Annotated in this window: 30 protein-coding genes; all 30 read right to left on the bottom strand. The window is 53.4% G+C overall.

Annotated features, from left to right (window positions below; all coding sequences use genetic code 11):
* Nucleotides 1–37: 37 nt before the first annotated feature.
* A complete protein-coding gene (locus tag BUA28_RS04985) occupies nucleotides 38–1,777 on the bottom strand; it encodes a hypothetical protein (protein ID WP_072767004.1) in 1,740 nt (579 codons plus the stop codon).
* Between the two features lie 13 nt (nucleotides 1,778–1,790).
* On the bottom strand, nucleotides 1,791–2,981 hold the full coding sequence (locus BUA28_RS04980; protein ID WP_072767003.1) for a hypothetical protein: 1,191 nt from the start codon (nucleotides 2,979–2,981) through the stop codon (nucleotides 1,791–1,793).
* A gap of 65 nt (nucleotides 2,982–3,046) precedes the next feature.
* Nucleotides 3,047–3,325 carry a hypothetical protein gene (locus BUA28_RS04975; RefSeq protein WP_072767002.1) on the bottom strand — a complete coding sequence of 93 codons (279 nt, stop codon included), beginning with the start codon at nucleotides 3,323–3,325 and terminating at the stop codon, nucleotides 3,047–3,049.
* 112 nt (nucleotides 3,326–3,437) lie between these two features.
* Nucleotides 3,438–3,926 carry a hypothetical protein gene (locus BUA28_RS04970; protein ID WP_143148442.1) on the bottom strand — a complete coding sequence of 163 codons (489 nt, stop codon included), beginning with the start codon at nucleotides 3,924–3,926 and terminating at the stop codon, nucleotides 3,438–3,440.
* A 99-nt stretch (nucleotides 3,927–4,025) separates the two neighbouring features.
* On the bottom strand, nucleotides 4,026–4,790 hold the full coding sequence (locus BUA28_RS04965; protein ID WP_072767000.1) for a phage antirepressor KilAC domain-containing protein: 765 nt from the start codon (nucleotides 4,788–4,790) through the stop codon (nucleotides 4,026–4,028).
* Nucleotides 4,787–5,080, bottom strand: a complete 294-nt coding sequence (locus tag BUA28_RS04960) for a hypothetical protein (protein WP_072766999.1) — start codon at nucleotides 5,078–5,080, stop codon at nucleotides 4,787–4,789. Before BUA28_RS04960 ends, BUA28_RS04965 begins: the two co-directional genes overlap by 4 nt.
* A gap of 326 nt (nucleotides 5,081–5,406) precedes the next feature.
* Complete coding sequence (locus BUA28_RS04955) at nucleotides 5,407–6,000, bottom strand: GNAT family N-acetyltransferase (RefSeq protein WP_072766998.1); 594 nt, start codon at nucleotides 5,998–6,000, stop codon at nucleotides 5,407–5,409.
* Nucleotides 6,000–7,583 (bottom strand): hypothetical protein, encoded by a 1,584-nt coding sequence (locus BUA28_RS04950; RefSeq protein WP_143148441.1) that lies wholly within the window; start codon nucleotides 7,581–7,583, stop codon nucleotides 6,000–6,002. The genes BUA28_RS04955 and BUA28_RS04950 overlap by 1 nt, the downstream gene beginning before the upstream one ends.
* The gene (locus BUA28_RS04945) at nucleotides 7,584–8,066 is read right to left on the bottom strand and encodes a hypothetical protein (RefSeq protein ID WP_072766996.1); all 483 of its coding nucleotides are present in this window, start codon (nucleotides 8,064–8,066) and stop codon (nucleotides 7,584–7,586) included.
* 2 nt (nucleotides 8,067–8,068) lie between these two features.
* The gene (locus BUA28_RS04940) at nucleotides 8,069–8,509 is read right to left on the bottom strand and encodes a hypothetical protein (RefSeq protein WP_072766995.1); all 441 of its coding nucleotides are present in this window, start codon (nucleotides 8,507–8,509) and stop codon (nucleotides 8,069–8,071) included.
* Nucleotides 8,509–8,904 carry a hypothetical protein gene (locus BUA28_RS04935; RefSeq protein ID WP_072766994.1) on the bottom strand — a complete coding sequence of 132 codons (396 nt, stop codon included), beginning with the start codon at nucleotides 8,902–8,904 and terminating at the stop codon, nucleotides 8,509–8,511. The genes BUA28_RS04940 and BUA28_RS04935 overlap by 1 nt, the downstream gene beginning before the upstream one ends.
* Before the next feature lie 92 nt (nucleotides 8,905–8,996).
* Nucleotides 8,997–11,036: a ubiquitin-activating E1 FCCH domain-containing protein gene (locus BUA28_RS04930; RefSeq protein ID WP_072766993.1), complete on the bottom strand. Its 2,040-nt coding sequence runs from the start codon at nucleotides 11,034–11,036 to the stop codon at nucleotides 8,997–8,999.
* Nucleotides 11,037–11,145: 109 nt separating this feature from the next.
* A complete protein-coding gene (locus tag BUA28_RS04925; protein ID WP_072766992.1) occupies nucleotides 11,146–11,487 on the bottom strand; it encodes a hypothetical protein in 342 nt (113 codons plus the stop codon).
* Nucleotides 11,484–11,699, bottom strand: coding sequence for a hypothetical protein (locus BUA28_RS04920; RefSeq protein WP_143148440.1), 216 nt, complete (start codon nucleotides 11,697–11,699; stop codon nucleotides 11,484–11,486). The genes BUA28_RS04925 and BUA28_RS04920 overlap by 4 nt, the downstream gene beginning before the upstream one ends.
* Nucleotides 11,696–12,232 (bottom strand): glycoside hydrolase family protein, encoded by a 537-nt coding sequence (locus tag BUA28_RS04915; RefSeq protein WP_072766990.1) that lies wholly within the window; start codon nucleotides 12,230–12,232, stop codon nucleotides 11,696–11,698. The genes BUA28_RS04920 and BUA28_RS04915 overlap by 4 nt, the downstream gene beginning before the upstream one ends.
* Nucleotides 12,225–12,593, bottom strand: coding sequence for a ubiquitination-like system serine protease family protein (locus BUA28_RS04910; RefSeq protein WP_072766989.1), 369 nt, complete (start codon nucleotides 12,591–12,593; stop codon nucleotides 12,225–12,227). The genes BUA28_RS04915 and BUA28_RS04910 overlap by 8 nt, the downstream gene beginning before the upstream one ends.
* Nucleotides 12,590–12,871, bottom strand: a complete 282-nt coding sequence (locus tag BUA28_RS04905) for a DUF7940 domain-containing protein (protein WP_072766988.1) — start codon at nucleotides 12,869–12,871, stop codon at nucleotides 12,590–12,592. The genes BUA28_RS04910 and BUA28_RS04905 overlap by 4 nt, the downstream gene beginning before the upstream one ends.
* Nucleotides 12,868–13,122 (bottom strand): hypothetical protein, encoded by a 255-nt coding sequence (locus BUA28_RS04900; RefSeq protein ID WP_072766987.1) that lies wholly within the window; start codon nucleotides 13,120–13,122, stop codon nucleotides 12,868–12,870. The genes BUA28_RS04905 and BUA28_RS04900 overlap by 4 nt, the downstream gene beginning before the upstream one ends.
* Nucleotides 13,119–13,493: a hypothetical protein gene (locus BUA28_RS04895; RefSeq protein WP_256598238.1), complete on the bottom strand. Its 375-nt coding sequence runs from the start codon at nucleotides 13,491–13,493 to the stop codon at nucleotides 13,119–13,121. Before BUA28_RS04895 ends, BUA28_RS04900 begins: the two co-directional genes overlap by 4 nt.
* Nucleotides 13,494–13,602: 109 nt before the next feature.
* Entirely contained in the window at nucleotides 13,603–13,776 is a 174-nt protein-coding gene (locus tag BUA28_RS15800) for a hypothetical protein (RefSeq protein WP_178297896.1), read from the bottom strand.
* Nucleotides 13,777–13,885: 109 nt separating this feature from the next.
* A complete protein-coding gene (locus BUA28_RS04890) occupies nucleotides 13,886–14,164 on the bottom strand; it encodes a hypothetical protein (protein ID WP_072766986.1) in 279 nt (92 codons plus the stop codon).
* A complete protein-coding gene (locus BUA28_RS04885; RefSeq protein ID WP_072766985.1) occupies nucleotides 14,157–14,483 on the bottom strand; it encodes a hypothetical protein in 327 nt (108 codons plus the stop codon). The genes BUA28_RS04890 and BUA28_RS04885 overlap by 8 nt, the downstream gene beginning before the upstream one ends.
* Nucleotides 14,483–15,364 carry a hypothetical protein gene (locus tag BUA28_RS04880; protein WP_072766984.1) on the bottom strand — a complete coding sequence of 294 codons (882 nt, stop codon included), beginning with the start codon at nucleotides 15,362–15,364 and terminating at the stop codon, nucleotides 14,483–14,485. The genes BUA28_RS04885 and BUA28_RS04880 overlap by 1 nt, the downstream gene beginning before the upstream one ends.
* Before the next feature lie 4 nt (nucleotides 15,365–15,368).
* Nucleotides 15,369–15,971, bottom strand: coding sequence for a phage adaptor protein (locus BUA28_RS04875; RefSeq protein WP_256598237.1), 603 nt, complete (start codon nucleotides 15,969–15,971; stop codon nucleotides 15,369–15,371).
* A 20-nt stretch (nucleotides 15,972–15,991) separates the two neighbouring features.
* Nucleotides 15,992–16,324 carry a DUF6682 family protein gene (locus BUA28_RS04870; protein ID WP_072766983.1) on the bottom strand — a complete coding sequence of 111 codons (333 nt, stop codon included), beginning with the start codon at nucleotides 16,322–16,324 and terminating at the stop codon, nucleotides 15,992–15,994.
* Nucleotides 16,324–16,707, bottom strand: a complete 384-nt coding sequence (locus BUA28_RS04865; RefSeq protein WP_072766982.1) for a hypothetical protein — start codon at nucleotides 16,705–16,707, stop codon at nucleotides 16,324–16,326. The genes BUA28_RS04870 and BUA28_RS04865 overlap by 1 nt, the downstream gene beginning before the upstream one ends.
* 58 nt (nucleotides 16,708–16,765) lie before the next feature.
* On the bottom strand, nucleotides 16,766–17,209 hold the full coding sequence (locus tag BUA28_RS04860) for a hypothetical protein (protein WP_072766981.1): 444 nt from the start codon (nucleotides 17,207–17,209) through the stop codon (nucleotides 16,766–16,768).
* Between the two features lie 64 nt (nucleotides 17,210–17,273).
* Complete coding sequence (locus BUA28_RS04855) at nucleotides 17,274–18,545, bottom strand: N4-gp56 family major capsid protein (protein WP_072766980.1); 1,272 nt, start codon at nucleotides 18,543–18,545, stop codon at nucleotides 17,274–17,276.
* Nucleotides 18,546–18,557: 12 nt separating this feature from the next.
* A complete protein-coding gene (locus BUA28_RS04850; RefSeq protein ID WP_072766979.1) occupies nucleotides 18,558–19,511 on the bottom strand; it encodes a hypothetical protein in 954 nt (317 codons plus the stop codon).
* 164 nt (nucleotides 19,512–19,675) lie between these two features.
* A complete protein-coding gene (locus BUA28_RS04845) occupies nucleotides 19,676–20,002 on the bottom strand; it encodes a Gp49 family protein (protein WP_072766978.1) in 327 nt (108 codons plus the stop codon).
* Nucleotide 20,003 lies beyond the last annotated feature (1 nt).

Raw genomic sequence — 20,003 nt, 5'->3', positions numbered from 1 at the left:
TCATTATCCTTTTATCTACTAAACGCTTGATCTCAATCTAAGCGTTCCTCGCCACAATGGCTTGAATCTCAGCCTCAAGTTTTTCTCTGTCGCTTGGCGTAAGGTTCGACGCGGTAACCTCGTGATGCAATTCTTTCAATCGAAGTTGATCCATGGGGTTAAACCTTGCTTGGTGAATCTGCTCTTGCTGTGGGGTGCGGCGTTGCGCAATCCCGCCGGGACTTGGATTCACTGCCGGAGACTCCCTTGATTCCCCAAGCGGCGCGGCGTTGGCTTGCGGTGCCGGTCGAGGCGTATCAAGTCTGCCCTGAGGTTTTGCCGTCGGTTTGCCGCCGCCGAAGCGCTGTTGCAACTGCTTTGCCCATTGGCTCATCGCCGGTCCATTACCAAGCGGAGCGGTGCGTATCATGTCAGTTAGCGCATGTTGCTCTCGTGCCGTTAAGTCGCGGCCGCCGAGCATATCCGATACTGCTTGTTCGGCATCAACCGAAAGGCTTGAATATGTCATGCGTTTCTGTGGGTCAACGAACGGCTTTCCATCATCGCCCGTAACAGAACTTAGCGCGTCCAACGCGGAATCTCTGCGCTTGATTGCAGCGTCTATTTTTTCCGGTTTGTCGCTACCAACGCCCATGCGATCATAACGACCTGCCCGCGCCGCGGCTTCATTGGTTTTTGCTCCCAAGTAGTAAGCGCCCATCGCCCTATTCTTTAATGCGCTCGCGTCATTGTCGCGCGCACTGGCATCATAGTTCCGAACCTGAGCATCAGATACACCCCTTCGCCCCTCTGATTCATTCCGCTTCAGTTGGTGTTCGAGGTATTTCTCAGGGTCAAAGGTCGTTTGCAACAGGTCTCCCAGGTCCATTTCTTGCTCACCCACGCCAGCAATATTTATCTTCCACTTATTGCCATCTATTCTTGTAGGGCGATCTGCCAACTCTATGCCGCCCCTCTTCAAAAAAGGGATGGCTTCGTCCACTTGCCCGCGCATCAAATGCATAACGCCATCCGCCAAGCCGCTCTTTTTCGCTGAGTAAGCACGCTCCAGCCACGGCGTCATTTCTTTGCCGATACCCATTTGATGAAAGACCATGCTGATCTGGTCTAACTTGTCGGCATCAAGCGTGCCACTTACCATCGCCTTCATCAGTTTTTTCTGCGGGCTGAGTTGTTCTGGCTCTTGAGCCTGCTGGCTTTGTTGTAGCTGCTGGCGCTGTGCCTTTTGCTGGCGGTCAAAATCCCCTAGGCTCATGCTTGACGGCTGCTCGCTGTTAAGCGACTGCATCTGCCTGGGAGTTCCTAGCCCCGCTTGCGCAAAAGCCGCATCTGGTATTCTTGCCACACCTCCTTCAGCAAACCCCTTAGGCTTGGACGATGAAAGCCCGCCCCCCATATTCGCGTTTTTGAATATTCCGCCATTGACATACCTTGAGTCCAGCATTGCCAGCCCGCCACTGGCGAAACCTCTAATTCCATAATCTGGGCGCTGCTCTGGCGGAAGTAGAGCCGATGACTGCTGCGGGTCAGCTATCTGCCCGCTTCCGTCCGTCTTGAATTGAAGCGCCGCCCCCCCTCCTGCCGGAGTGAGCAGATCGCCAACCATTTGCCATCCGTTCTTTATCTTGTCCTTATCGAACTGAAATTTCTCCTTATCTAATTCATATCTTTTATTCTCCAAATCCATCAAACCGCCTTGGTGTTTGATATTCCGCCCAATCTGGAGCCCGCTCGCCAGTCCGTTTGCCATTCCACCTGCTAATGCGCCAAAATTCATGGTTTATTCCCCTTTAGTGTTTAGCCAACATTGACAGCCCGCCCCTGGACCCACCCGCGCCCCGCCCCGCCGCCCTGCCCTTGCTTTTTTCCAGCATCATCAGGCCGCCAGCGTTAAGTCGATGCACCGCATCTTCTCCGATCAACCCCACGGCTTCCTTGTTCAGCACCGCCTCACCATTCGATAAGCGGATAGGCTGAACGCCTTCGATACTTGCCGGAATGGAATCGCTTGTCCCGGTACCCGGCCCCTCGATCATGCCGCCTTCTGCGTACCCACTGCGCCTCAGCATGCCCAATCCGCCAGAAGAGGCGTTTGGTCTGGAGAGCGGTTTCCCGGACAAGCCGTGCGCTGAGTTGTTTTTGATCACGCCGCCCTTGCGCAACATCATGGCCGCCGCACCGCCGGCGGTTCCGAGCAGACTTCCTATTCCCGCCATTGATTGAGCCTTCATCTGCTGGTCCTGGCTCCAGGCGTTCAGTTGATTTCCATACAGGTTATTCATCAATCCGCCCGCTGAATTATTCCCTGCTTGGGCGCCTCCAAACCAATTCACCGCAGCATTGGTGCCGGCATTGTTTATATTCGCGCCAGCGGCCATATTTCCAACGGCAGAGTTTCCGCCGTTCAGAGCGAGCGAGTCCGCAGCAATTCCCGTATTTGGCATATTCCTCCCGAACTGCGCTGCGCCGGTACGTAGTGCCACCCCCTGCTGTTCAGTGGCGCGCCGTGCGCCGTTCATCGCGCCCGCTGCATCCCTTGCCAAACCAAGGTTAGTTTCATTTTGTATCGCTTGGAATCGGCCAGAATTGGGATTGATCCCCATCCGCTCCATTCCGCGCTGGTTTGAGTCGAGCGCACCTTGGTAGCTCTTCCTCACATCTCCAGCCGCTTGACTGGCCATGCGTTCCTGCCGCTCCGGTGAGTCCCAATTGTTAGCATCGTCCACCATTTTCTCTTCGATGGGAGCGAAGAGGTTTTTGTATATATTCCACTGACTTTCAGCGCGCGCCGCGTTCGTGTCCGCAGAGTCGATCTGCTGCTGCACCACTTTCTCTATTAATGGATCTTGTTGCGCCGCACGGTCTTTATTCCAAGCTAAAGTGTCCCGCGCAACTCCCGCCATTTCTTTCGATATTTCTGCGTTTGCCATTGCGGACTGCCCCACAAGTGGATCGGCCTTCGGTGGCTTCGAACTACACATAACTATTTCTCCTTTTTTAGGCATAAAAAAAGCCGCTAGTGGCGGCTTGGTGGTTTTTTGCGAGTTCAGTATCGGTACGGCCTTGAAACGTTGTTATTCATGCTGTCCCAATGTTGCTGCTGGCGCGTTTGATCTATGGATTGCTGCATTTGCTGTTGCTGCATCATTCGATCTTGATGCATGCGCTGCGCTTCCATTTGCTGCATTTGCTGCTGCTGCATCTCTTGTGTTCGCCGCTGAATGCTCGGATCAAACCCGTAGTTATTCCCATAAGATTGCGCGCTTGATGCAACAGGTAGCGCGAGCGCTACAGCCACCGCGGCGATTGCAATGATATTTCCCATTCTTCTCCTCCTTTGGTTAAATTCTGCGCAGGACAGGAATTATAAGGTTTCTCTGCAATCCAACTCCATTGGACTGAAGTACGTCCACTCCTGCTGACTGGGGCTCTTTCACTCAATATATCGTGGCTCCATAAGCCTCAAATATCTTATCTTCGTTCGCCTGAAGCATAGGCGAAACAACCAATGCTTTAAGATAATCCGGTTGGCCGATAAACCAATTCATGAATTTTTTTGACGCAAGAAGTTCGGCCCTACCTTCAGCCGTTTGGTGCGACGGAAACATATCTTCTATGTAGTCACCAAGCGAACTCCCACTCTTGCCACCATATTTATCCGCAAAGAACTCTCCGTAGTCTTTTCCTGTTCGGTTAGTTGGCTCTGAGCGTGCCGCAGGAATGGAGCGATCATATCTATAATTTTTGGCAACTCTCGCAAATCGCGCCCATTCACCCTTAAGTTCAGATAACTTAGGAAATTGCTTGCGGCAGCTTCTTATAAGAATGCCCATTCCTGCTTCTGTTTTTGCTTCTCTGGCAGCCTGATCGCGACATTCCTCAAAGGAACTAGGCCCCCACAAATTAAACCCCGTAAGCAAGAACACACTTAGCGCCCCCACACAAACCAATAAGCGCCGCATAGCAAAGCCCCCGCTGTTGAGTCTGTGTATTCTATCAGACCCAACAGGGAGGCAACTTAAACCTTAGTTGTGTTTCGATGCGCTCGTTGATCTTGGCTTCTTTAGAGCGGCGCCGCTGACCTCTGGCATTTCATCTTTCCCGTATTTCTCCGCGAGCCAGGTGATGCCTTTTGGCGTTACCCTCGTCTGGCGGAATCCGAAGCCGTCATTTTCCCCGGTCTTTACTTCAAACCTGCCGGCATTAATGTGCTCTTGGTACGGTAGCCAGACCCCGCGCATGAAGATCACGCCATCCTGCTCAAGCTGCTTCGTAAATGCACGAGGCCTCCATCCGATGATCTTGGCAACGTCTGTAATGCACTGGCTTGTTCTTGCGTCAACGTATCGTTCTACAAAATCGAGGGCGGGCTTGGCGGCTTCCAATTGAGCCACGGCAACTTCTCGGGCTTCGTACTGCTCCGCCCAGGCTCTTGCAGCTACTGCGGGCTTAGTGAAGTCTGGCAGCGATGGCGCATTCGCGGTTTTCTGCTCAAGCTCAGTCATCCGGTCGAATACTTTGGCCTGTAAGTCGTAGCTGTAGGACATGGCCATCAGGCAAGCCTCGCGCTTAAGGAAGCGATAGCAGGGCTTCTCACGATTCAGGCTGTCAAAATAGATGGACGAAAAATTTCGTTCATCTTTTCCAAGGACTTTAGGAACCTTCACCAAGAAATCCGCATGCCGCAATTCAGCTTCTTCCGGCTTACGCTGGCCGTTGATGAATTCCACAAGCTCAAGACTGGACATTGTGACGTCGGAACGTCCTTCAACTTTAATGAGTTCGTTCATGCCAGCACCTTTTTCAGTAATTTGGCCTTAAGCGTTTCAATCATGCCCAAACAGGACAACGTGGATTTTCCCGCTATTCCTATAGCCTCTGTACTAAACGTCTTGTTGCTGTTTATTTCGACATAAGCGAGGCCAATATTCTCTCCGCGCTCAGCTCGGCGCAGCAGCTCTCGCATCGAATCGACATAATCCGATTTGGGCGCTAGTGTGGAGGCTAGTTTTAAACTAGGTGTGGCGAGTTTCAGGGCAGGTTTTACGGCTGGCGCGGTTGCGCCTTTGGATTTGGACATGGTGAAACTCCTTGTTAAGCGGTTTGAGTTTTCCGCTCCCGACGTCAATCGGGTGGGCGGAATCGCATGGGTTGACGTGCCGGAACAAGGGAACCGGTGAGCATTTCTGCTCCCCACACGACCCGCCCATAAAGGGGTAGCCATGCTACAGGCGTAAAAAAACCGCTTTCCAGCGGTCGCCCGCCCTGTTTCCGAGACGTCAATCTCGACCGCTGAATGTTCAGCGGCAAGTGAACAATACATATTTGCATTCCTTATGTCAATGATTTTCGGAAATAAAAAAAGCCGCTTCATTGAGCGGCCTCGTGCTTTCAGACTCGGTACGTTTAATCCAGCACTTTCATCAATCCGTTTTCCACGTGTGAATACCCAAGCGCTTGAAAGAACCGGCCCGCTGTATTCACGGTCTTGACGGTAATATTGATTTCACGTGCTCCCAACTGTTTCAAAGCGCTTTCCACGTAAGCAACAAACTTGATTGCCGCCCTACCTCGGCGGGCTTCGGGCAACAAATACAGCGTGTCCTCAGTAGCGATGAGAGTTTGGGTATGTGCGCTCTTATCCAGATACATGGCGCAGTCGCCCAGCAATTCCCCATCCTTTCTCAGCGTGAAAAGAATGTAGCGCCCAGCGCGTTCATACCTAAAAAAGGTTTCATAATCCGGGTTGAAAGGTAGCCCATGCCGGTGCGCTTCAGTCTCATCCCAATGACATTTATGCAAAGGCTTGATCTCATCCGCAATATCCTCGATCCGCTCTACGGCAAAGGTGAATTCCCGGTACTCGGCAGGCTTGATCCGCTCGATAACATCGAAGGGAATAAGGGAAGGAATCTGGTTTGCAACCATGCAAATATCAGCGGCCAACTCAGGCGTGAGAGTCTGCCCAACATGAGCTTTTAAAAGTGACACAAGATCCATTAGCTATCCAGCCTCGTTAGAATGTCCTGAACCGAAGTCCGGACTTGGTTGACGTACTGATAAAGCGCCTCGCATTCGGCTTTCGTGGGCGTTGCAGAGAACTGTAAATCTTGAAATGCAGGTGGCGTAATCTTGTTTCCGCGGCGGCCAGCGATGGTTTCAAGGAAGGTTTTGAGCCAGGCCGGTGCGTCTACCGGGATGCCGGGTTTTTTTATCTTGTCGGTTGAGGTGATGCCGGTGGTTAGGGCGGCTTCGACTATCGTGCCGTTGTTGACAAGCCCGTATGCGGATACCGCGTCATTGGTGTTGGTTGTGAAGGACGAACCGACGACAGTTGTCGTGCCACTGGCATTCGCTATGTCGTCAATGTTGACGTAGGCTACCGTACCAACAATTGCGGTCGCTTCTACCGTGCCAGTTGCGGCGCAAATATCATCTGCATTTGTGGTAGCGGAAAAGCCAACGACGGTCGTTGTGCCGCTCGCGCTGCTGGTATCGTTTGCGTTCGATGCGGCTACCGATCCCGTTACAGTTGTCGTGCCTGAAGCCGACGCTGTATCATCAATGTTGGTGTAGGCGACTGAGCCAGTTACGGCTGAGCCAACTACGCCGCTTGCCGAGCAGGCGTCATTGGCATTGGTCGTGGCAGACGTTCCGACGATAACCGGTGAGCCTGTGGCGGATACGGTGTCGTTTGCGTTTGTGGTGGCCGAACTGCCGGTAACTGTGGTCGTGCCGTATGCCGCCGATGTATCGTTAGCGTTGGTTGCTGCGACGGATCCGGTGATAGTCGTTGTGCCTGATGCTGAAGATGTGTCGTTAACGTTGGTATAGGCTACCGTGCCAGTTACCGCCGCGCCTGCGCTTGCGATACTTCTTATGTATTGCGGGGCCCAGATATACGGAGTCTGCGTATCTTCTTCGTTTGTGCCGTAGGTTGTGCCAAAGCGGGTCGCAGTTTTGCCGCCTACGATGTCTATTATCGCCGTCGCACTCGCCGTTCTACCGTGGAGCAAGAACTTGATATTCGGCGCGAAATGCATTCCGAGAATGGGCGCCCCGTTGGCAAGTTCAACAGCTTGCGCTGCCGTTAGTCCCGACCCTGAGATAAATGATACCTGCCCCCAGCGACCTTTCCACATCCGATTTGCTGTTAAATCAGAACGCGAGCCGATATAGGGGCCAACAGACGAATCAGAAGAGCCGAAGTTCGCCGTTCCAGTGGACTCTATCGCGGACGAATCCCCCAAGCCAATCTGCCCCACATACATTTGCCCAGACCGCCTGGTGGCATACAGCCAATTCCATTTGTCATGCGCAACCGGGGTTGTCGTGGCTAGTTCTGGATACCCACTTTCAACCTTTAGCCCAGCCCCCTTACCTGCGGCAGTGTTGTAGACAAATAGATTGAAGCTCGCTGGATTTCCGTACAGTCCTGTGGAAATTAGGTATTTTATATCAGCCGTACTTTCTGGATATACCAGCGCTAACCAAGTCCAATCGGCATTCGGGAGCGAGAAATCGGCGTGATCCGCTAATGAGTGGTATCGAGTTGTATTACTCGATCCGAGATCTATTGCCATTTAAGTTGTCGTGTAGGTGAGCGAGATTGCCCAGACCGCCATGTCGCCTGTTGCGTTTGTTCCGGTAGTTCCATTCTCGCGACCAATGCGAATAGCAATTTGATCGCCACCTGCAAGCGAATCAAGAACAGCGGGCGAGTAGGATATTTCTTTAAGAACTCCTGCTGTTCCTGGAACGGTGTTGTCCGCCGATTTCTCGATGGCAGCAGCCGTTCTTGAAACTATATTATCCCCAACAGAAGAGGCCGCAAACTGAGTCCGGATTGCAACGACTCCCGTTGTTGCGGAAACCATTGAATACTGCCATTTTACCGTAAGGCCAGAAGCGAAATTATCTGGCATGCGGAAAGAGAAAGTAATGATTTCATCATCCGTTCCATCAAGGGTGAGGTATGGAACGTTGCCGATCCACAACAGACCAGGCGGAAATGACGCATCCTTTACTCCACTTAAAATCGGGAGGATAATTTCTGAGGTCGCCATTTTTAACTTCCTAAGTTATTACGGATAGCAGTGATAAGATCGTCAACAGTCCGGTCAGGATAATCCTGTTTGGCTGTGGCTTTAGCCTTTAAATCAGCAAGCGACGTGGCGGTGCGTATCCCATTCAGAATCTGGTTTTGGAAGTCTGCATGAGCGTTAAACTCATTCAGCACTACCCGCATGAACGCCCGAAGCACATCCTCTGGGTTCGTGAACATACTAGCGATGGCGTCGCGCTGCGTTTCTAGCTCAGCCAAATCAACAGCGTTTCGCGCAGCTTGATCCATGAGAGTCACGGTATCGCCGGTAATGATCCAGTATTTGGACTCAAAGCCTTCAACTGCCGCCAAATTAGGATTGATGATCCACTCCCCTGCTGGGTAATTCGGCTCATGAACGCTGCGCCGAAACTCATTGGTTGTGCGGTTCAGTACGTTTGCCATTACGGATTGCCTTCGCTGATCGTGAAACTGGTCACACTTACCGGCTGCGCCGCAACAATGCTTGTCGTGGTCAGATTCAAATCGGAACCGCTTGTGCCAACGTTTCCATCAAGCACATGAGTCGTCCCGTCGGATTTCACGATGCGAAACCATGATGCCGTCCCGGTAGCATCCGCGCTTGAGTCGTCGGCGATTGCATTGAGAGTCAGGACACCGCCAGAGGCCGCAGGCGCGAATGTGGCGTTGCATGTCAACTGTGCAAGCAGCGTCGTTGCTGTGCCGCCTGTTGCCGGTCTGGAGCCGCTGTATATGCGAAGCAATGCACTTGCCCCTGCCGCCGTGGTGATAGCGTTCAGCATCGTATTTCTGAGTGTTGCGTTATATCCTAAAGCCATTTTCATTTCTCCAATAAAAAAGCCGCCCAAATGAGCGGCTGGTGTTTCAGTTTGCGAATTTGTGCAAACTGAGTATTTGCGCAAGTTTCCTGTTACGCGCCCTTCAATCCATCCATAGTCTCAGCCAGCACCACGCCTGTAACTTTCACGTTACCCGATAGCACAACTTCAACATTGTCTGCCTTGTAGCCACCTGGCAGCCGGAAGGCGCGGGTATTCGTTACCTGCTTGGTAAACTTCAGCACGCCATCCGCCCATAGTTGGAATTGCAGCGAGTCGATAACCAGTGAAGGCGTAGATTCCATCGCATCCCCGCATAGCTCACGCTCACCCAATTCCGCATCTGCTAATCCATCATCCATTAATCTGCCGTCGATCAGCGCCTGATTTGCTGCAATAGAAGCCTCAAACGATGCGCCGGATGAAGCGGATTCGGCTTCGGTCATATCAAAATCAGCATCGATCTTGGCCGCGCCATAGTTGATAGGCGGCGCCGTAATGAACTTCTTGCTCTTCCATTCGTAGGCGAGCTTTGTCCCGACGTCGCCTTCCCACTGGTAGATTTTCTTGTCGGCTGCGACGTAAAGTTTTCCGGTCCAGGGATCAGCCCATATCGCCGTAATCTTCTGATTAACCTTGATGAATGAAGCAGATTCAGCCTTGTCGATCACGAACATGAGCGAACTGTCATCAACCGTATATCCGCAGTAGTAACGATTGTCGGCAGAGGCGGCAATGAATGTATTGGGGTTAAGCTCAGCCCATTCCTTTTGCGTGAACAGATCCTTGGTCACAATGTCCGTATTGATGCCAGCGATAACCAACCCTTGCGGAGCCGGGTAGCCTACGCCGAATGCAAAACTCGCCATGCCGCGCTTAGCCATGCACGGCCATGCAACGCCCAGCTTCTCCATGCCTCCGCCCATCGTTACCGGGTCCACGCCGGTAATGCTGAACGGATTGCCTTTCGTCATGCCAACAAGGGTTGTCCCGGTAACTCCGATTGCAACAATGTCCTGATCGTAGGTCTGCCGGTAAGCGGTCGGCCAGGCATAGGGCTTGAATGGCTCCGAGAAGCAGACTTCATTTCCGGTGAAACCAGCCGCGATTCCGTTGGCAAGAATGACGATACCCTTTAGGTCTGCCGGCGGCATGAGCCAGGTGGTAGAGGGCAATACTTCGCCCAGCGCGACAGTCTCATCACTCGCCGTATCGCTGTAAGTCGCGGTGATTGCAGCAATGGTGACAACGTAGTGGTACTCAGTGCCACTCGAAGTGGTCAGCGTGCGATAGATGCGTTTGTTCATCCCGTTGGTGTTATGTGGGGCCTGCCGCGTCCACGTGCCGCCGGATGAATAAGTCTGTGTGGTCGATAGGATGACCCTGACTTTCTTGGTGACAGAATCAACGTTATTAAGGGTGAACGCACCATTGAGGTCAGTCATGCCGGTAACACCAGAAAATGTCACAGTCTCGCCAGCGCGCAGCCCATAAACCTTATCAAGCGTGATCTCAACGTAACCAGCAGACGGCGTATCTTTGACCGCACCGGTTACCGTGCCCGAATTCGGCGGCGCAACATCCATCCCGCTTAATGCCCAGGTCGCACCCGACTCTTTGCCGGTAGCCAGCGTAGAAGCCGGAGAAGGCGCCGATTCCTCGCCCCATGGCGTAACGAAGGTATAAACGTATGCCCGAGTAACATCAGCGCCGGTACCGCCACTGGCAGACACGGAAGGCTTTGTTATTGGAGGCGTCACCCCAAGCACAAAGCAGCCTGAAGGGTATGGGCCTATGCCAGCAGTCGCGGTATCGTAATCCGATACCCGGGGTTCGCCGTCGCCGGTGTAGTAGAACCGCCTTTCGGTATTGGCTGCGATGGGCGAACGAGCAACATCTACATCCTTATCCCATGCCAGCCATTTTTCATTGCCATCTTTTTCCATCCGGAACATGGATTTGATGTCGTTGGCGATAACCGGCGAAGCGATCAGAAGAGGTCCGTTACGTGGACGCAAGTCGCCAGAGGTTAGAATGCAATTGGTCGCTACTTGCGCCTGATTCGGGCTCAGCAGTTGCTTGGCCAGCCTCGGCACAAGGCCGGAAAAACCGGCGATTCGGAATGCTGCCATAGACAAAACTCTTATTTAGATGCAATGGGATAAACAGCTAAAACGCCTTTTTTATAACCCTTGTCTTACCCTATACCTTGTGATTTAAATCGCTTAGAACGCCTGAAATTCAGCCTGTTTTTTGTGCATTTCTATCGAAATTATGTGATGCGCGACCTTGGCCGTTCTCGTCTACTCTTTCGTATTTTCCAGAGGTAAAACCGAGTTCCCGCACTATTCTTTTCAGTGCGCGACGGTCGCTGATGACCATGGGATGCTCGTCTCTCGCAACGTGCCCCTTGACGTCATACGCGCTCGGCTCTTCTTGCTGCGCGATAGTGGCAACCCAGACATAAGGGCCCGTTATCGATCGATCATCAACGCGACGGCGTACCAGCCAAGACGGTTTCAGGATTGCTTCTACTGTGAGCAAGCCATCGACGATGACGAAGTTACCGGGCAGACCGTTCACACCCGACCATCCTTAGCTCTCCTGTCCATCCGATCAAAGATCGCGTAAATCTTGAAGTAACCGCGAACGACAACGATGGCCGCCCAACTCATCCAGGCCATCAGAAAAACATCGAATACTCTTATCGGAAGCCAGTTGGCATAGGAATAGAAAACCATAGCCATCAAACTGCACATAACAGCAGTCACGAACCATGGAACGAAATTATTCACGCCAACCCCAAGCACTGCTTATATTCAGCCTCGCGACGAATGGTCAGCCCGCGCATAACCTTTCCTTGGAACCTATTAAATGACTTGATGCGCCTACAGGCTTCCTCATAATCGCCCTGATTCAGCACGTCAATTAATCTGTCCGGCTCCGGTAGCTTCGGCTTACCTTGATCGTCAACCGTCCGTTTGTCGGCTTTGCGGCACACTGCGCCCACGCCCACGTTATAGGCGAGGCTCACATATGCATCGAACTCGTGCTGATAAAGCGGCACGGCGACGCACTTGCGCACACCGGCGGCATAGACGTCCTCGATCTCGTTAAGCAGGCGGATCATGGCGCGGACTGGCGTTGTTTTATCTCCCAGTCGGACGCCAGCAGTAGAGCCAAATCCGTTAGTAGGCACGTCCCCAGCGACCGGCGGCGCGGCAACCTCGACATAGCCCTCATGCTGGGCGATGCCAACATACAGGCTTGCGCTAACCATCATCAGCGCCACGGCAGACCGAACCTGCGTCACAGATGGTTTAATCATGGCCCGCTCCATAATTAGGTAGATCAACTGTCTGGCCTGCCAAGGTATGCGTGCAATCTGTCAGGAATTGGATGCGGCCATCAGTGATGAACGAATGGCAAATCGTCTCTACGTGCGGCAATTCCTTCTCGCCGGCAGCGGCCCTTGTCATTGCCTCTTCATCGCTAACCGTGAGCTTAGTTCTGCGAACCAGTATTGATGGCGTGATAGTTGGTCGCCTCACATCTCCATTCCAATCCCATCGCGGGCCCTTCCCTTCGCCATGTTGTATCCCATGCGTCCTATCGCAGCCGGGACACCAGAACAGCAGTTTGCCGTCATCGCCTACAGTCGAGATAACCTGATTTACAGATGGTTTCATGACTGCTCCTTTGCCGCGTCCAGTGCCGCCTGGATTTGCGCGTCCGCAATCCCCTGGTTAATGAATCGCGCAGCAAATGCCCCGGCAGCGTAGAAAAACCAGCCGAGATACTTGAAAGCAGACGCTCCATCAGCGACCAGTTCAGGGGTTATGCCCAAGATCCCGGTAGGCACGAACGAGGCCGATTCGGATATGCTGATCAGGATTGACGCGACAGCGGCCAGTCGTACGCTCCAGGCGCCCTTTAGAATCGCTTCCCAGTTCTCAACGAACTTCATTTTCCATCCAGCATGCAATCGAGCTTCAGATTCAGCGATTCCTTCTCATCCCCGGTATCAATGCCCTTGCACGTCGGGACATTGAGTCTGACCGTAGGCCTTGATGTCTTCGCCGGTTCCTCTGCCGGCTCCCGGGTTGCATGGGCCCCTACAGTCGGCAGTATCACCACGGCATCGGTCTTATCCGGCACTACCTTCGGCTCAACACAAGCCGCGGCGAAAACGGCTGCGACTATAATCAAGTATTTCATCGCCCCCTCCTGTTCCAGTGATCAATGATCCTGTCGAGCTTCTCGTTAAACTCCTTCATGGTTTCCCGCTGCTCGACCCTTGCCGACTTAATCTCAGCGCTCAAGCGCTCATTGGTGCGCTCCTGATAAACCTCGCCGCGCTTGAGCGCCGCAATATCGTTCTGCACCGCGTTATAGGTCGCAACGCCAGAAGCGAGCAGACCGGCTACCGCGATAATCCCGCCGAATGACAGCGTGTAATTCGATGGGCCGCGCCTTCTCCTTTCCTCCTTTTCACCTTCATCACAGCCCATTTCGTATCCTCGCGCTTTCGTCTGTTTCGTATGCTTTTTGGCATTCCATACCGCAAAGCGGGGTAATTGATCGCTCAAAGCAACTCAGGCAGTAACCGTCATGCTTTAAAACAGGTTTTCTTGCAGCCCGCGCCGCCTCGCGATGAATCTCTTCCTGTTCGGTAGCGCGGTCTGATACGTCCATGATTTACAGCAGCGCGAGTACAGCAATTGCCAACAGGGCGATGCCGACGGCGACGCCAGTCAGTATTGCTACCGAGAGCTTGTTCCGCACGAACCATCCGTCAACCTCTTCCTCGGCTTTGTCGTAGCCATCCTGCACAAACTTCAGCGCTTCTTTTGCTTTGTCATCGAGTGCCATTGCCTTGCTCCTATAAAGTAAAGCGTGCGTCTTGCGGTAACGAGTCATGCAGACTCCCAATAAAAAAGCCGCTCAGTGGCGGCCTGTTCGTGAAACGTAATGCAATGATTTATAAATACTTTACTCCGTAATAAACGGCATTGAATATCAGGCAGGATAGGAACCAGAAGAATAAGTCGGTGCGGCCAACTCTGGTAATGTCCCAATCATGCTGCTCAAGTTCACGCTCTGTCGCGACCGCCATTACAAGGATCGTTGCGCCCCAGACCGGAACCGGGAATGTGAAGGCGAACATAAGGCACAAGCCGTAGAACATGTGGGCGCTTTGATCGCGCAATCCTGTCCAGAAGGTTTTGACGCGGGGTGGCGTGGATGTGCAATCAGCCATTAAGTAATTTCTCCGGGCGATTCGCAAGTTGCGCCGCCGCCAGCATCACCTGTTGCGTTTGCTCCCCCTGCTTCACCATTTCATTCCTGAACGATTCGGTAGCTGCTACGCCCTTGCGCGACTCATTGGCGGTGTTAATCATCAAGGTTGGCATCCATGCGATAGCGCAACCCCAATTGTCGATTTCCGTACCAGTATTCACGTCGTTGCCACGAACCTGGATATACCAAGGGCAGCGGTATAAAACCGGCTTGCCGTTCTCGGTTCTGGCCTCTTCACACTTCGCCCCGAGCGGGCAATCTGCGATTTTGGTTTCCATTAGTTCTTGCTCGCTAGGATCATGTCGATGTATTGCACGGCCAAATCAATCGCGGTACCTGTGAATGTGTGAGTGTGCGAGCCACCGCCTCCGGTCGCGGTAGTCGCGGTGGTTAACGGTGCATCGTTCCCAACTACCAGAACATCCGCTGTACCTCCGTGCCCCTGCAATCCCTTTCCACTGTAGTGAACATGCGAGGGGATTTGCGCCTCGGTAAGTGTCGTTGCCCCAACCACGCCGCTTACTGCTTTTGAAGCAAACGCAGTAGTAAACGCAACCGATCCTCCCGAACCCCCACCTGCCGCACTTACTACGCGCAGTGCTTTATTGTTATGCGTCGTTAACTGCGTCCAGCCGGTCGGTGCAGCGGCTTGAAAAAATGACATGACCGTGCCGGTCGGAATTTCATAGATGCCGAGGGTCGCCCGCATCGCGGCCATGTCCGTATCATCCAGAAGCGTCCGGGCAGCGGCAGTCAAGCCAGCCAGTGCCGCCGCGCCCGATCCCGTGAAGTACGGCAGTTTGTCGGCGGCAGAAGAAAGCGCCCCCAACGCCACCAAATTGGCATTCGACAGCGTTTCCTGTAGTGCGATATTGGTCAGGCTGGCCACAAAGTAATCACCAGCGTTCCATGTTCTTGCAGTCGTTCCATCCAGTCCGCGCCCGCCTACGGCTATCGTCATCGCGTCACTGTTTCGCGCATCGATCTTCACGACCTCACGATTGCCCGAGGCATCCTTGAATGTGCCATAGAAGTAATCTCCAGCGGCCAATGCCGGAAAGAGCAGTCCCTTGCCAGCCTCGACGGTGAAGCTTAGCCCGCTCGTGCCAGATGGGGCTGAGCCGACTATAGCTTTCCCAAAATTACTAAATTTATTCAAGGTCCTATCCTCGTCTCAAAATAGATGTCTGCAACGGCGCTCTGGTAAAACTGCGCGCAGTCCGCGTCCCGGCTTGTCCGGTCATAATGGTGAATTGCTGATTGTGATAGGTGGCAAGCGAAGGGTTCGAATATGGCTTTTTAGGCGACAGCATCAGTCGAGACAGGGCGCCGTGTATGATCGCCTCCCTGAATTCGTTGAATATGGAACCATCTATCCCGGTAGCGTCAGGCGAGGGCTTTAGCGCGACCGTCATGATCAACGTGCCATCGACATCAGGCGCCGGAATAAGCATCAACGAAGTCATACCGCCAAAGATGTACTTGGGTGTTCCTTCTTCCGAGCGCCAGTCAGGATTGCTTATTCCGTATTCGCCCACGCGGGACTGAAGCTCGTCACCGTTGAATGCTGCGTAGGTGATGACGTGCACTACTGTTTCATCAGGCGGAACAAAGTCATATTCGGCTGTACCGGCGACAACCGCTATATCTGGATGGGTGGCTTTATAGGCTAGAGACTGTTCGCAGAAGGCAATAGTGGCTTGGCGAATTGCGATGTTGGCAGCGGGAATAGGGCAGCCCGGAACGTCTGGTAAAACGTAATCCATGAACTGAATCCATGGGGCGATCATGCCGGAGCCTCTGCGCCAAAGAGGTTAGCGAATGCGGCGGCCCGACCTGAATTTACATGCTCATCGTCGGCACTCTCGGCCCGGAAAGTAACGTAATCGGCAATCAACTGAATGTATTCAGCCGGCAGCGGGAACGCATCAGTCAGCGTCTTCTCGCCAGTCGGCAGGTTGGAAAAGTTACCAACGAACAAATCCGGCCTACGCTTGACCACGACGAGCAGCCCATGATTGACGAACGCAAGCAGCGTCTCGTCGGTATATCGCGCGCCGTCCGCGTCATTCAGTGGTATCCGAGCAAGGTCAACGACCGATTGATAAGTGAAGGCCATTACTCGGCTTCCATCGCATGTTTCGCGGCAAGGTCAATCACTCTGTGCCGCAGATCGATTTCACTTTTGCGCTTGTCGAACTTCTCGCCGTATTTCGTCTCAGCGAATTCGAGCAGGGCTTTCTTGTCCATGGCGTGGAAGTTGACGACTGGTAGTGGCTCTTCGGCTGGCTTCTCGTCCTGAACCAATCCAATCTCGTCGCTAGGCGCGTTCTCAGCCCCTACAGGCGATTCTTTTACTTCTGCCCACGTATCGGTATAGACCAGCAGTCTTTCCGCAACCTCTGCCGTCACATTGCGCACCTGCCCCGGCTCCCATCTCAAGCCAACGCCGCGTATGCTGTCGGTCTTGATACCGGCAGCGGTATATTTAACTTGTGGCATCTTTGCTCCAAAAAAAAGGCGCCCCGAAGAGCGCCCCAATAACAGCCCCAGGTAAAACTTACTTGACGCCTTCGCCGATACCTTTGGCAATCGCCGTCACCGCAACAGCAGCGAAAGCGTTAGCAGCAATCGTCAAAGTGACGGTGATAAACACGTCCTTCTCAAACTTGATGGGCTGAAAAGACATCTCCTTGCGCCCAGCGGCCGCCAACAGGGTTGTGGCGGTTGCGGCAAAATAATCATCAACCGCAGCCGGTCCATCTGAATCGACAGGCGCATACCCAACTTTCGCGGAGATTGTGCCGGTTCCGGTGTCCAGATCGCCGGTAACAAAAGACAGGTCTGTCAGCAGCGTGCCAGCCGGTATCCGGACCGGACGGTAGACATCGCCAACCGCTCCAGTAGTGGGCGTAACCGAGCCATGGTGAATCACGGCATTGCCGTAACCGCCCATGTGCCGGGCTTTGGTATTCAAATCTACTGCACTATAGGTTGCAGGCATTGATAAAACTCCTTTCGAATTAAGGGACTAGGGGGCTATACCAGCCCCGCCATGTCATTACTGGTTAGAGAGGAACCGCAGAGTCAACCGCGATCACGCCGAAGTCGGTAGGAACCTTGGAACCGGTACCGTCATCGACCGAGAAGCGCACCTTGCTCTTGCCGCACACTTTCTCACCCATGACCTCCAGATTGCTCTCGAAGTTGTACCAGTGCTCTTTCCAGCCGAACTGCATACCGGAAACCTTAGTCTTGCCGTAGGCGACACCCAGGGCTTGCGCACCGAGCAACAGGCCGCGTTCGACAGCGTAACCGGCGGTCAGCGAACCACTTACAGCCTGGCTGGTTTCGGTAGCGGTCGGCGCATTCGCGGCAGTAACGATACTGGTGTTCTCGCCGGGCATGAAGCGGATTGCCCGCTCATTCTTGATCACCAGAATGCCATTCCACATGCCGACTTCACCGGCGAACAGCGGATGACGGCTATCGAGATACGCAGCACGGTTCACGGCGTTTTGCTGAAATGCGCGCAGCGAGCCTTCGCTCAGCAATACCGAGTACTGATTGGGCGTGGCAAGGAATACCCACATTTTGGAGGTCTGAGCAGCGCGATCACCGGCGAGCTTCACCGATTGTAAAGGCTGGTCCATGTCATCCAGGCGCTTGCGGAGCAGGTCAAGATGAACCAGTTTCAGTTGATCGGTAGAGGCGATGGAATTGAGTTGCTGCCCGCCAGCGGTCAAGCCCGCGCCGTTCACCACGAAATGGCGGTTATAGGTCGGGGCCTTTACCGCATTGACCATGATGTCCGTAAACTTGGCGCTCGATTGAACGGGAATCGTCCAATCGGAGCCGGTCTGCGAACCGCGCGCGCCAGCAAGGTGCACCAGAGTTTCCTGGTTATCCAGCCGCGGGAAGTAGCCGGACAACTGGGCAAGAGCAATTTCACGCAACTGGTGCTTCGTGCGTTGTTGGCTCATACTGCCGCCCGCATCGATCACTTTACTGGAAAGGTTGATCTTGATTTCCATCGAAGAGAAGGAAAGCGCGTCACCCTTGCCTTCACGGTTGACATCGCCCATGAGAGGTTCGCCGCTGATCGTATCAACCAGATCCAGCGAAACGATGTCGCCCGCCGACTTCATCAGGTTATCGATGCGAACGATCGGCATCCCCGGTTCAGTCTGGCCTGCCACCTTTTCCATCGCGGAATTGGGCTCGACAGGACCGACGAGGTTTTCAATTGCAGACGCGCCTTTCAGCGTATTGGCGAAAAGTGCCGCGCTATAGTGTTTAATGGCAATCGAACTGCCACTTGCTACATTTGTTTCAGCCATTTCAGTATTTCCTTAGTCTAATTCGGCTCTCATGGCGGCAGCTTTCTGTGGCGACATTTTCATGAGCCTGGCCGTAAGTTCATGCGGCTTCAGATTCGCGATCTCGTCACCTTCAGAAACAGGCGCGCCACCTTGAATATCCGAAAGGGTTGTAGGTTTCCGTGCCGGCGCAGCGTCTAGCTTGGCTTTCGCCTTAGCCTTGGTCTGCTCCGGCTCATCTGCTTTCTTTGGTGCAGAGGCGTCAGGCATAATGGCGCGCACTCGGCGGGCTACTTCCTCGAACCGCTCAGCGTAGGGCTTTCCGGCCCATTTGCTGGTATTCCGAAGAATCTCGTCCTGCTTCATGGCTTCGTCCCAAGCTTCCGGATCGTTGCTCTCCCAATGTGTCAAGTCAGGGTTATTGTCCTTGGCTTCAGCGACTTGCTCGGCAACGCTCAATTGCTTAACGCGGTCGGATTCCTCCTTCTCGCGCTTCAGCTCTTGCAGCGTTTCGTTCAGCTTTTCGCCTTGCTCACGACTTCCTTTGAGGACAGAGGTAATTACTTCGTGGAGTTCGGGCATATCGTTCTTGAGCGTGGCCAGATGCTTGGCTATGGCATCATCTGCATTCGCCTCATCCTTGCCGGTCGTGGCCGCTTCCCTAGCCTTCAGCAGCGATTCCAACTTCTCGGTTGCCTTCGCGTTTTCCGCTTGGGCAGACTGCAGTTGTTCACGCAACGCTGAATTCTCCACTCGCAATTCCTTGTGCTTCTCGTAAGGAATAATCCCCTTGCCGCTCTTATTCAGAACGACCGGCTCTTCTTTGTCCGCGTCGTTAGCCACGCTTTTCACTTCCGGTTTGGACTCATCCTTTGCCGCTTGCTTGCCGAGAATTTCGTCGACTTTGCTGGGGTCGTTCTCCAACTCTTCGATTTGTTCCGGCGTAAGGTTTGCAATTTGCTCATCCGTAAGCTGATCTACTTCCATTGCCTTCATCTCCACTTCTTAACGCAGTGAGCGCGCCCTTTCGGGGTTGATAAAAACTGCGGTATCGCCGTTAGCGCGGTTTGAGAAAACAAACTTCATTTACCTTGCCGGTAAAGGGAGTTCGTCTCCATGAACGCAGAAAGGGGCTTTCGCCCCCGCTCCTGTTACGCCAGTGACTTTTCTTCAAAAGTACGTTTCAGCAGTTGATGCCGGCGCTCAGCCAGCAGATAGCCTTCCAACTGCCAGAGTCTGTTGAACGAATCGCGGTAGGCAATCTGCCTGCCGATCTCCATGTCGAAATTGCGAGCATCCACACAGGCAGACTCGCCGCGCACCGAAAAACCGTTCTCCAAAGTAATGTTGCAGACTGTCACTGTCGAATTAGGCAGAATCATGTAATCCACTTTCTCAATTCGCGCCTCAATACTCTCTTTCGTCACTTTCTCGTTAGGCGTTGCCGCGATTAACTGCTCTAACTGTGCGTCGTTCATC

Origin of the sequence: Nitrosospira sp. Nsp11, from assembly GCF_900142705.1 — a bacterium.
Classification (GTDB): domain Bacteria; phylum Pseudomonadota; class Gammaproteobacteria; order Burkholderiales; family Nitrosomonadaceae; genus Nitrosospira.
This window is presented reverse-complemented; position numbering and strand designations above follow the sequence as displayed.

What these genes read in the sequence shown, in the direction of transcription:
- BUA28_RS04865 (WP_072766982.1), bottom strand. Translation starts at nt 16,707, where the DNA reads ATGCCACAAGTTAAATATACCGCTGCCGGTATCAAGACCGACAGCATA.
- BUA28_RS04955 (WP_072766998.1), bottom strand. Translation starts at nt 6,000, where the DNA reads ATGGATCTTGTGTCACTTTTAAAAGCTCATGTTGGGCAGACTCTCACG.
- BUA28_RS04870 (WP_072766983.1), bottom strand. Translation starts at nt 16,324, where the DNA reads ATGGCCTTCACTTATCAATCGGTCGTTGACCTTGCTCGGATACCACTG.
- BUA28_RS04885 (WP_072766985.1), bottom strand. Translation starts at nt 14,483, where the DNA reads ATGGAAACCAAAATCGCAGATTGCCCGCTCGGGGCGAAGTGTGAAGAG.
- BUA28_RS04950 (WP_143148441.1), bottom strand. Translation starts at nt 7,583, where the DNA reads ATGGCAATAGATCTCGGATCGAGTAATACAACTCGATACCACTCATTA.
- BUA28_RS04855 (WP_072766980.1), bottom strand. Translation starts at nt 18,545, where the DNA reads ATGGCTGAAACAAATGTAGCAAGTGGCAGTTCGATTGCCATTAAACAC.
- BUA28_RS04980 (WP_072767003.1), bottom strand. Translation starts at nt 2,981, where the DNA reads ATGTGTAGTTCGAAGCCACCGAAGGCCGATCCACTTGTGGGGCAGTCC.
- BUA28_RS04935 (WP_072766994.1), bottom strand. Translation starts at nt 8,904, where the DNA reads ATGGCTTTAGGATATAACGCAACACTCAGAAATACGATGCTGAACGCT.
- BUA28_RS04975 (WP_072767002.1), bottom strand. Translation starts at nt 3,325, where the DNA reads ATGGGAAATATCATTGCAATCGCCGCGGTGGCTGTAGCGCTCGCGCTA.
- BUA28_RS04945 (WP_072766996.1), bottom strand. Translation starts at nt 8,066, where the DNA reads ATGGCGACCTCAGAAATTATCCTCCCGATTTTAAGTGGAGTAAAGGAT.
- BUA28_RS04850 (WP_072766979.1), bottom strand. Translation starts at nt 19,511, where the DNA reads ATGGAAGTAGATCAGCTTACGGATGAGCAAATTGCAAACCTTACGCCG.
- BUA28_RS04845 (WP_072766978.1), bottom strand. Translation starts at nt 20,002, where the DNA reads ATGAACGACGCACAGTTAGAGCAGTTAATCGCGGCAACGCCTAACGAG.
- BUA28_RS04960 (WP_072766999.1), bottom strand. Translation starts at nt 5,080, where the DNA reads ATGTCCAAATCCAAAGGCGCAACCGCGCCAGCCGTAAAACCTGCCCTG.
- BUA28_RS04915 (WP_072766990.1), bottom strand. Translation starts at nt 12,232, where the DNA reads ATGATTAAACCATCTGTGACGCAGGTTCGGTCTGCCGTGGCGCTGATG.
- BUA28_RS04905 (WP_072766988.1), bottom strand. Translation starts at nt 12,871, where the DNA reads ATGAAGTTCGTTGAGAACTGGGAAGCGATTCTAAAGGGCGCCTGGAGC.
- BUA28_RS04965 (WP_072767000.1), bottom strand. Translation starts at nt 4,790, where the DNA reads ATGAACGAACTCATTAAAGTTGAAGGACGTTCCGACGTCACAATGTCC.
- BUA28_RS04910 (WP_072766989.1), bottom strand. Translation starts at nt 12,593, where the DNA reads ATGAAACCATCTGTAAATCAGGTTATCTCGACTGTAGGCGATGACGGC.
- BUA28_RS04900 (WP_072766987.1), bottom strand. Translation starts at nt 13,122, where the DNA reads ATGAAATACTTGATTATAGTCGCAGCCGTTTTCGCCGCGGCTTGTGTT.
- BUA28_RS15800 (WP_178297896.1), bottom strand. Translation starts at nt 13,776, where the DNA reads ATGGCACTCGATGACAAAGCAAAAGAAGCGCTGAAGTTTGTGCAGGAT.
- BUA28_RS04860 (WP_072766981.1), bottom strand. Translation starts at nt 17,209, where the DNA reads ATGCCTGCAACCTATAGTGCAGTAGATTTGAATACCAAAGCCCGGCAC.
- BUA28_RS04985 (WP_072767004.1), bottom strand. Translation starts at nt 1,777, where the DNA reads ATGAATTTTGGCGCATTAGCAGGTGGAATGGCAAACGGACTGGCGAGC.
- BUA28_RS04890 (WP_072766986.1), bottom strand. Translation starts at nt 14,164, where the DNA reads ATGGCTGATTGCACATCCACGCCACCCCGCGTCAAAACCTTCTGGACA.
- BUA28_RS04940 (WP_072766995.1), bottom strand. Translation starts at nt 8,509, where the DNA reads ATGGCAAACGTACTGAACCGCACAACCAATGAGTTTCGGCGCAGCGTT.
- BUA28_RS04875 (WP_256598237.1), bottom strand. Translation starts at nt 15,971, where the DNA reads ATGGATTACGTTTTACCAGACGTTCCGGGCTGCCCTATTCCCGCTGCC.
- BUA28_RS04930 (WP_072766993.1), bottom strand. Translation starts at nt 11,036, where the DNA reads ATGGCAGCATTCCGAATCGCCGGTTTTTCCGGCCTTGTGCCGAGGCTG.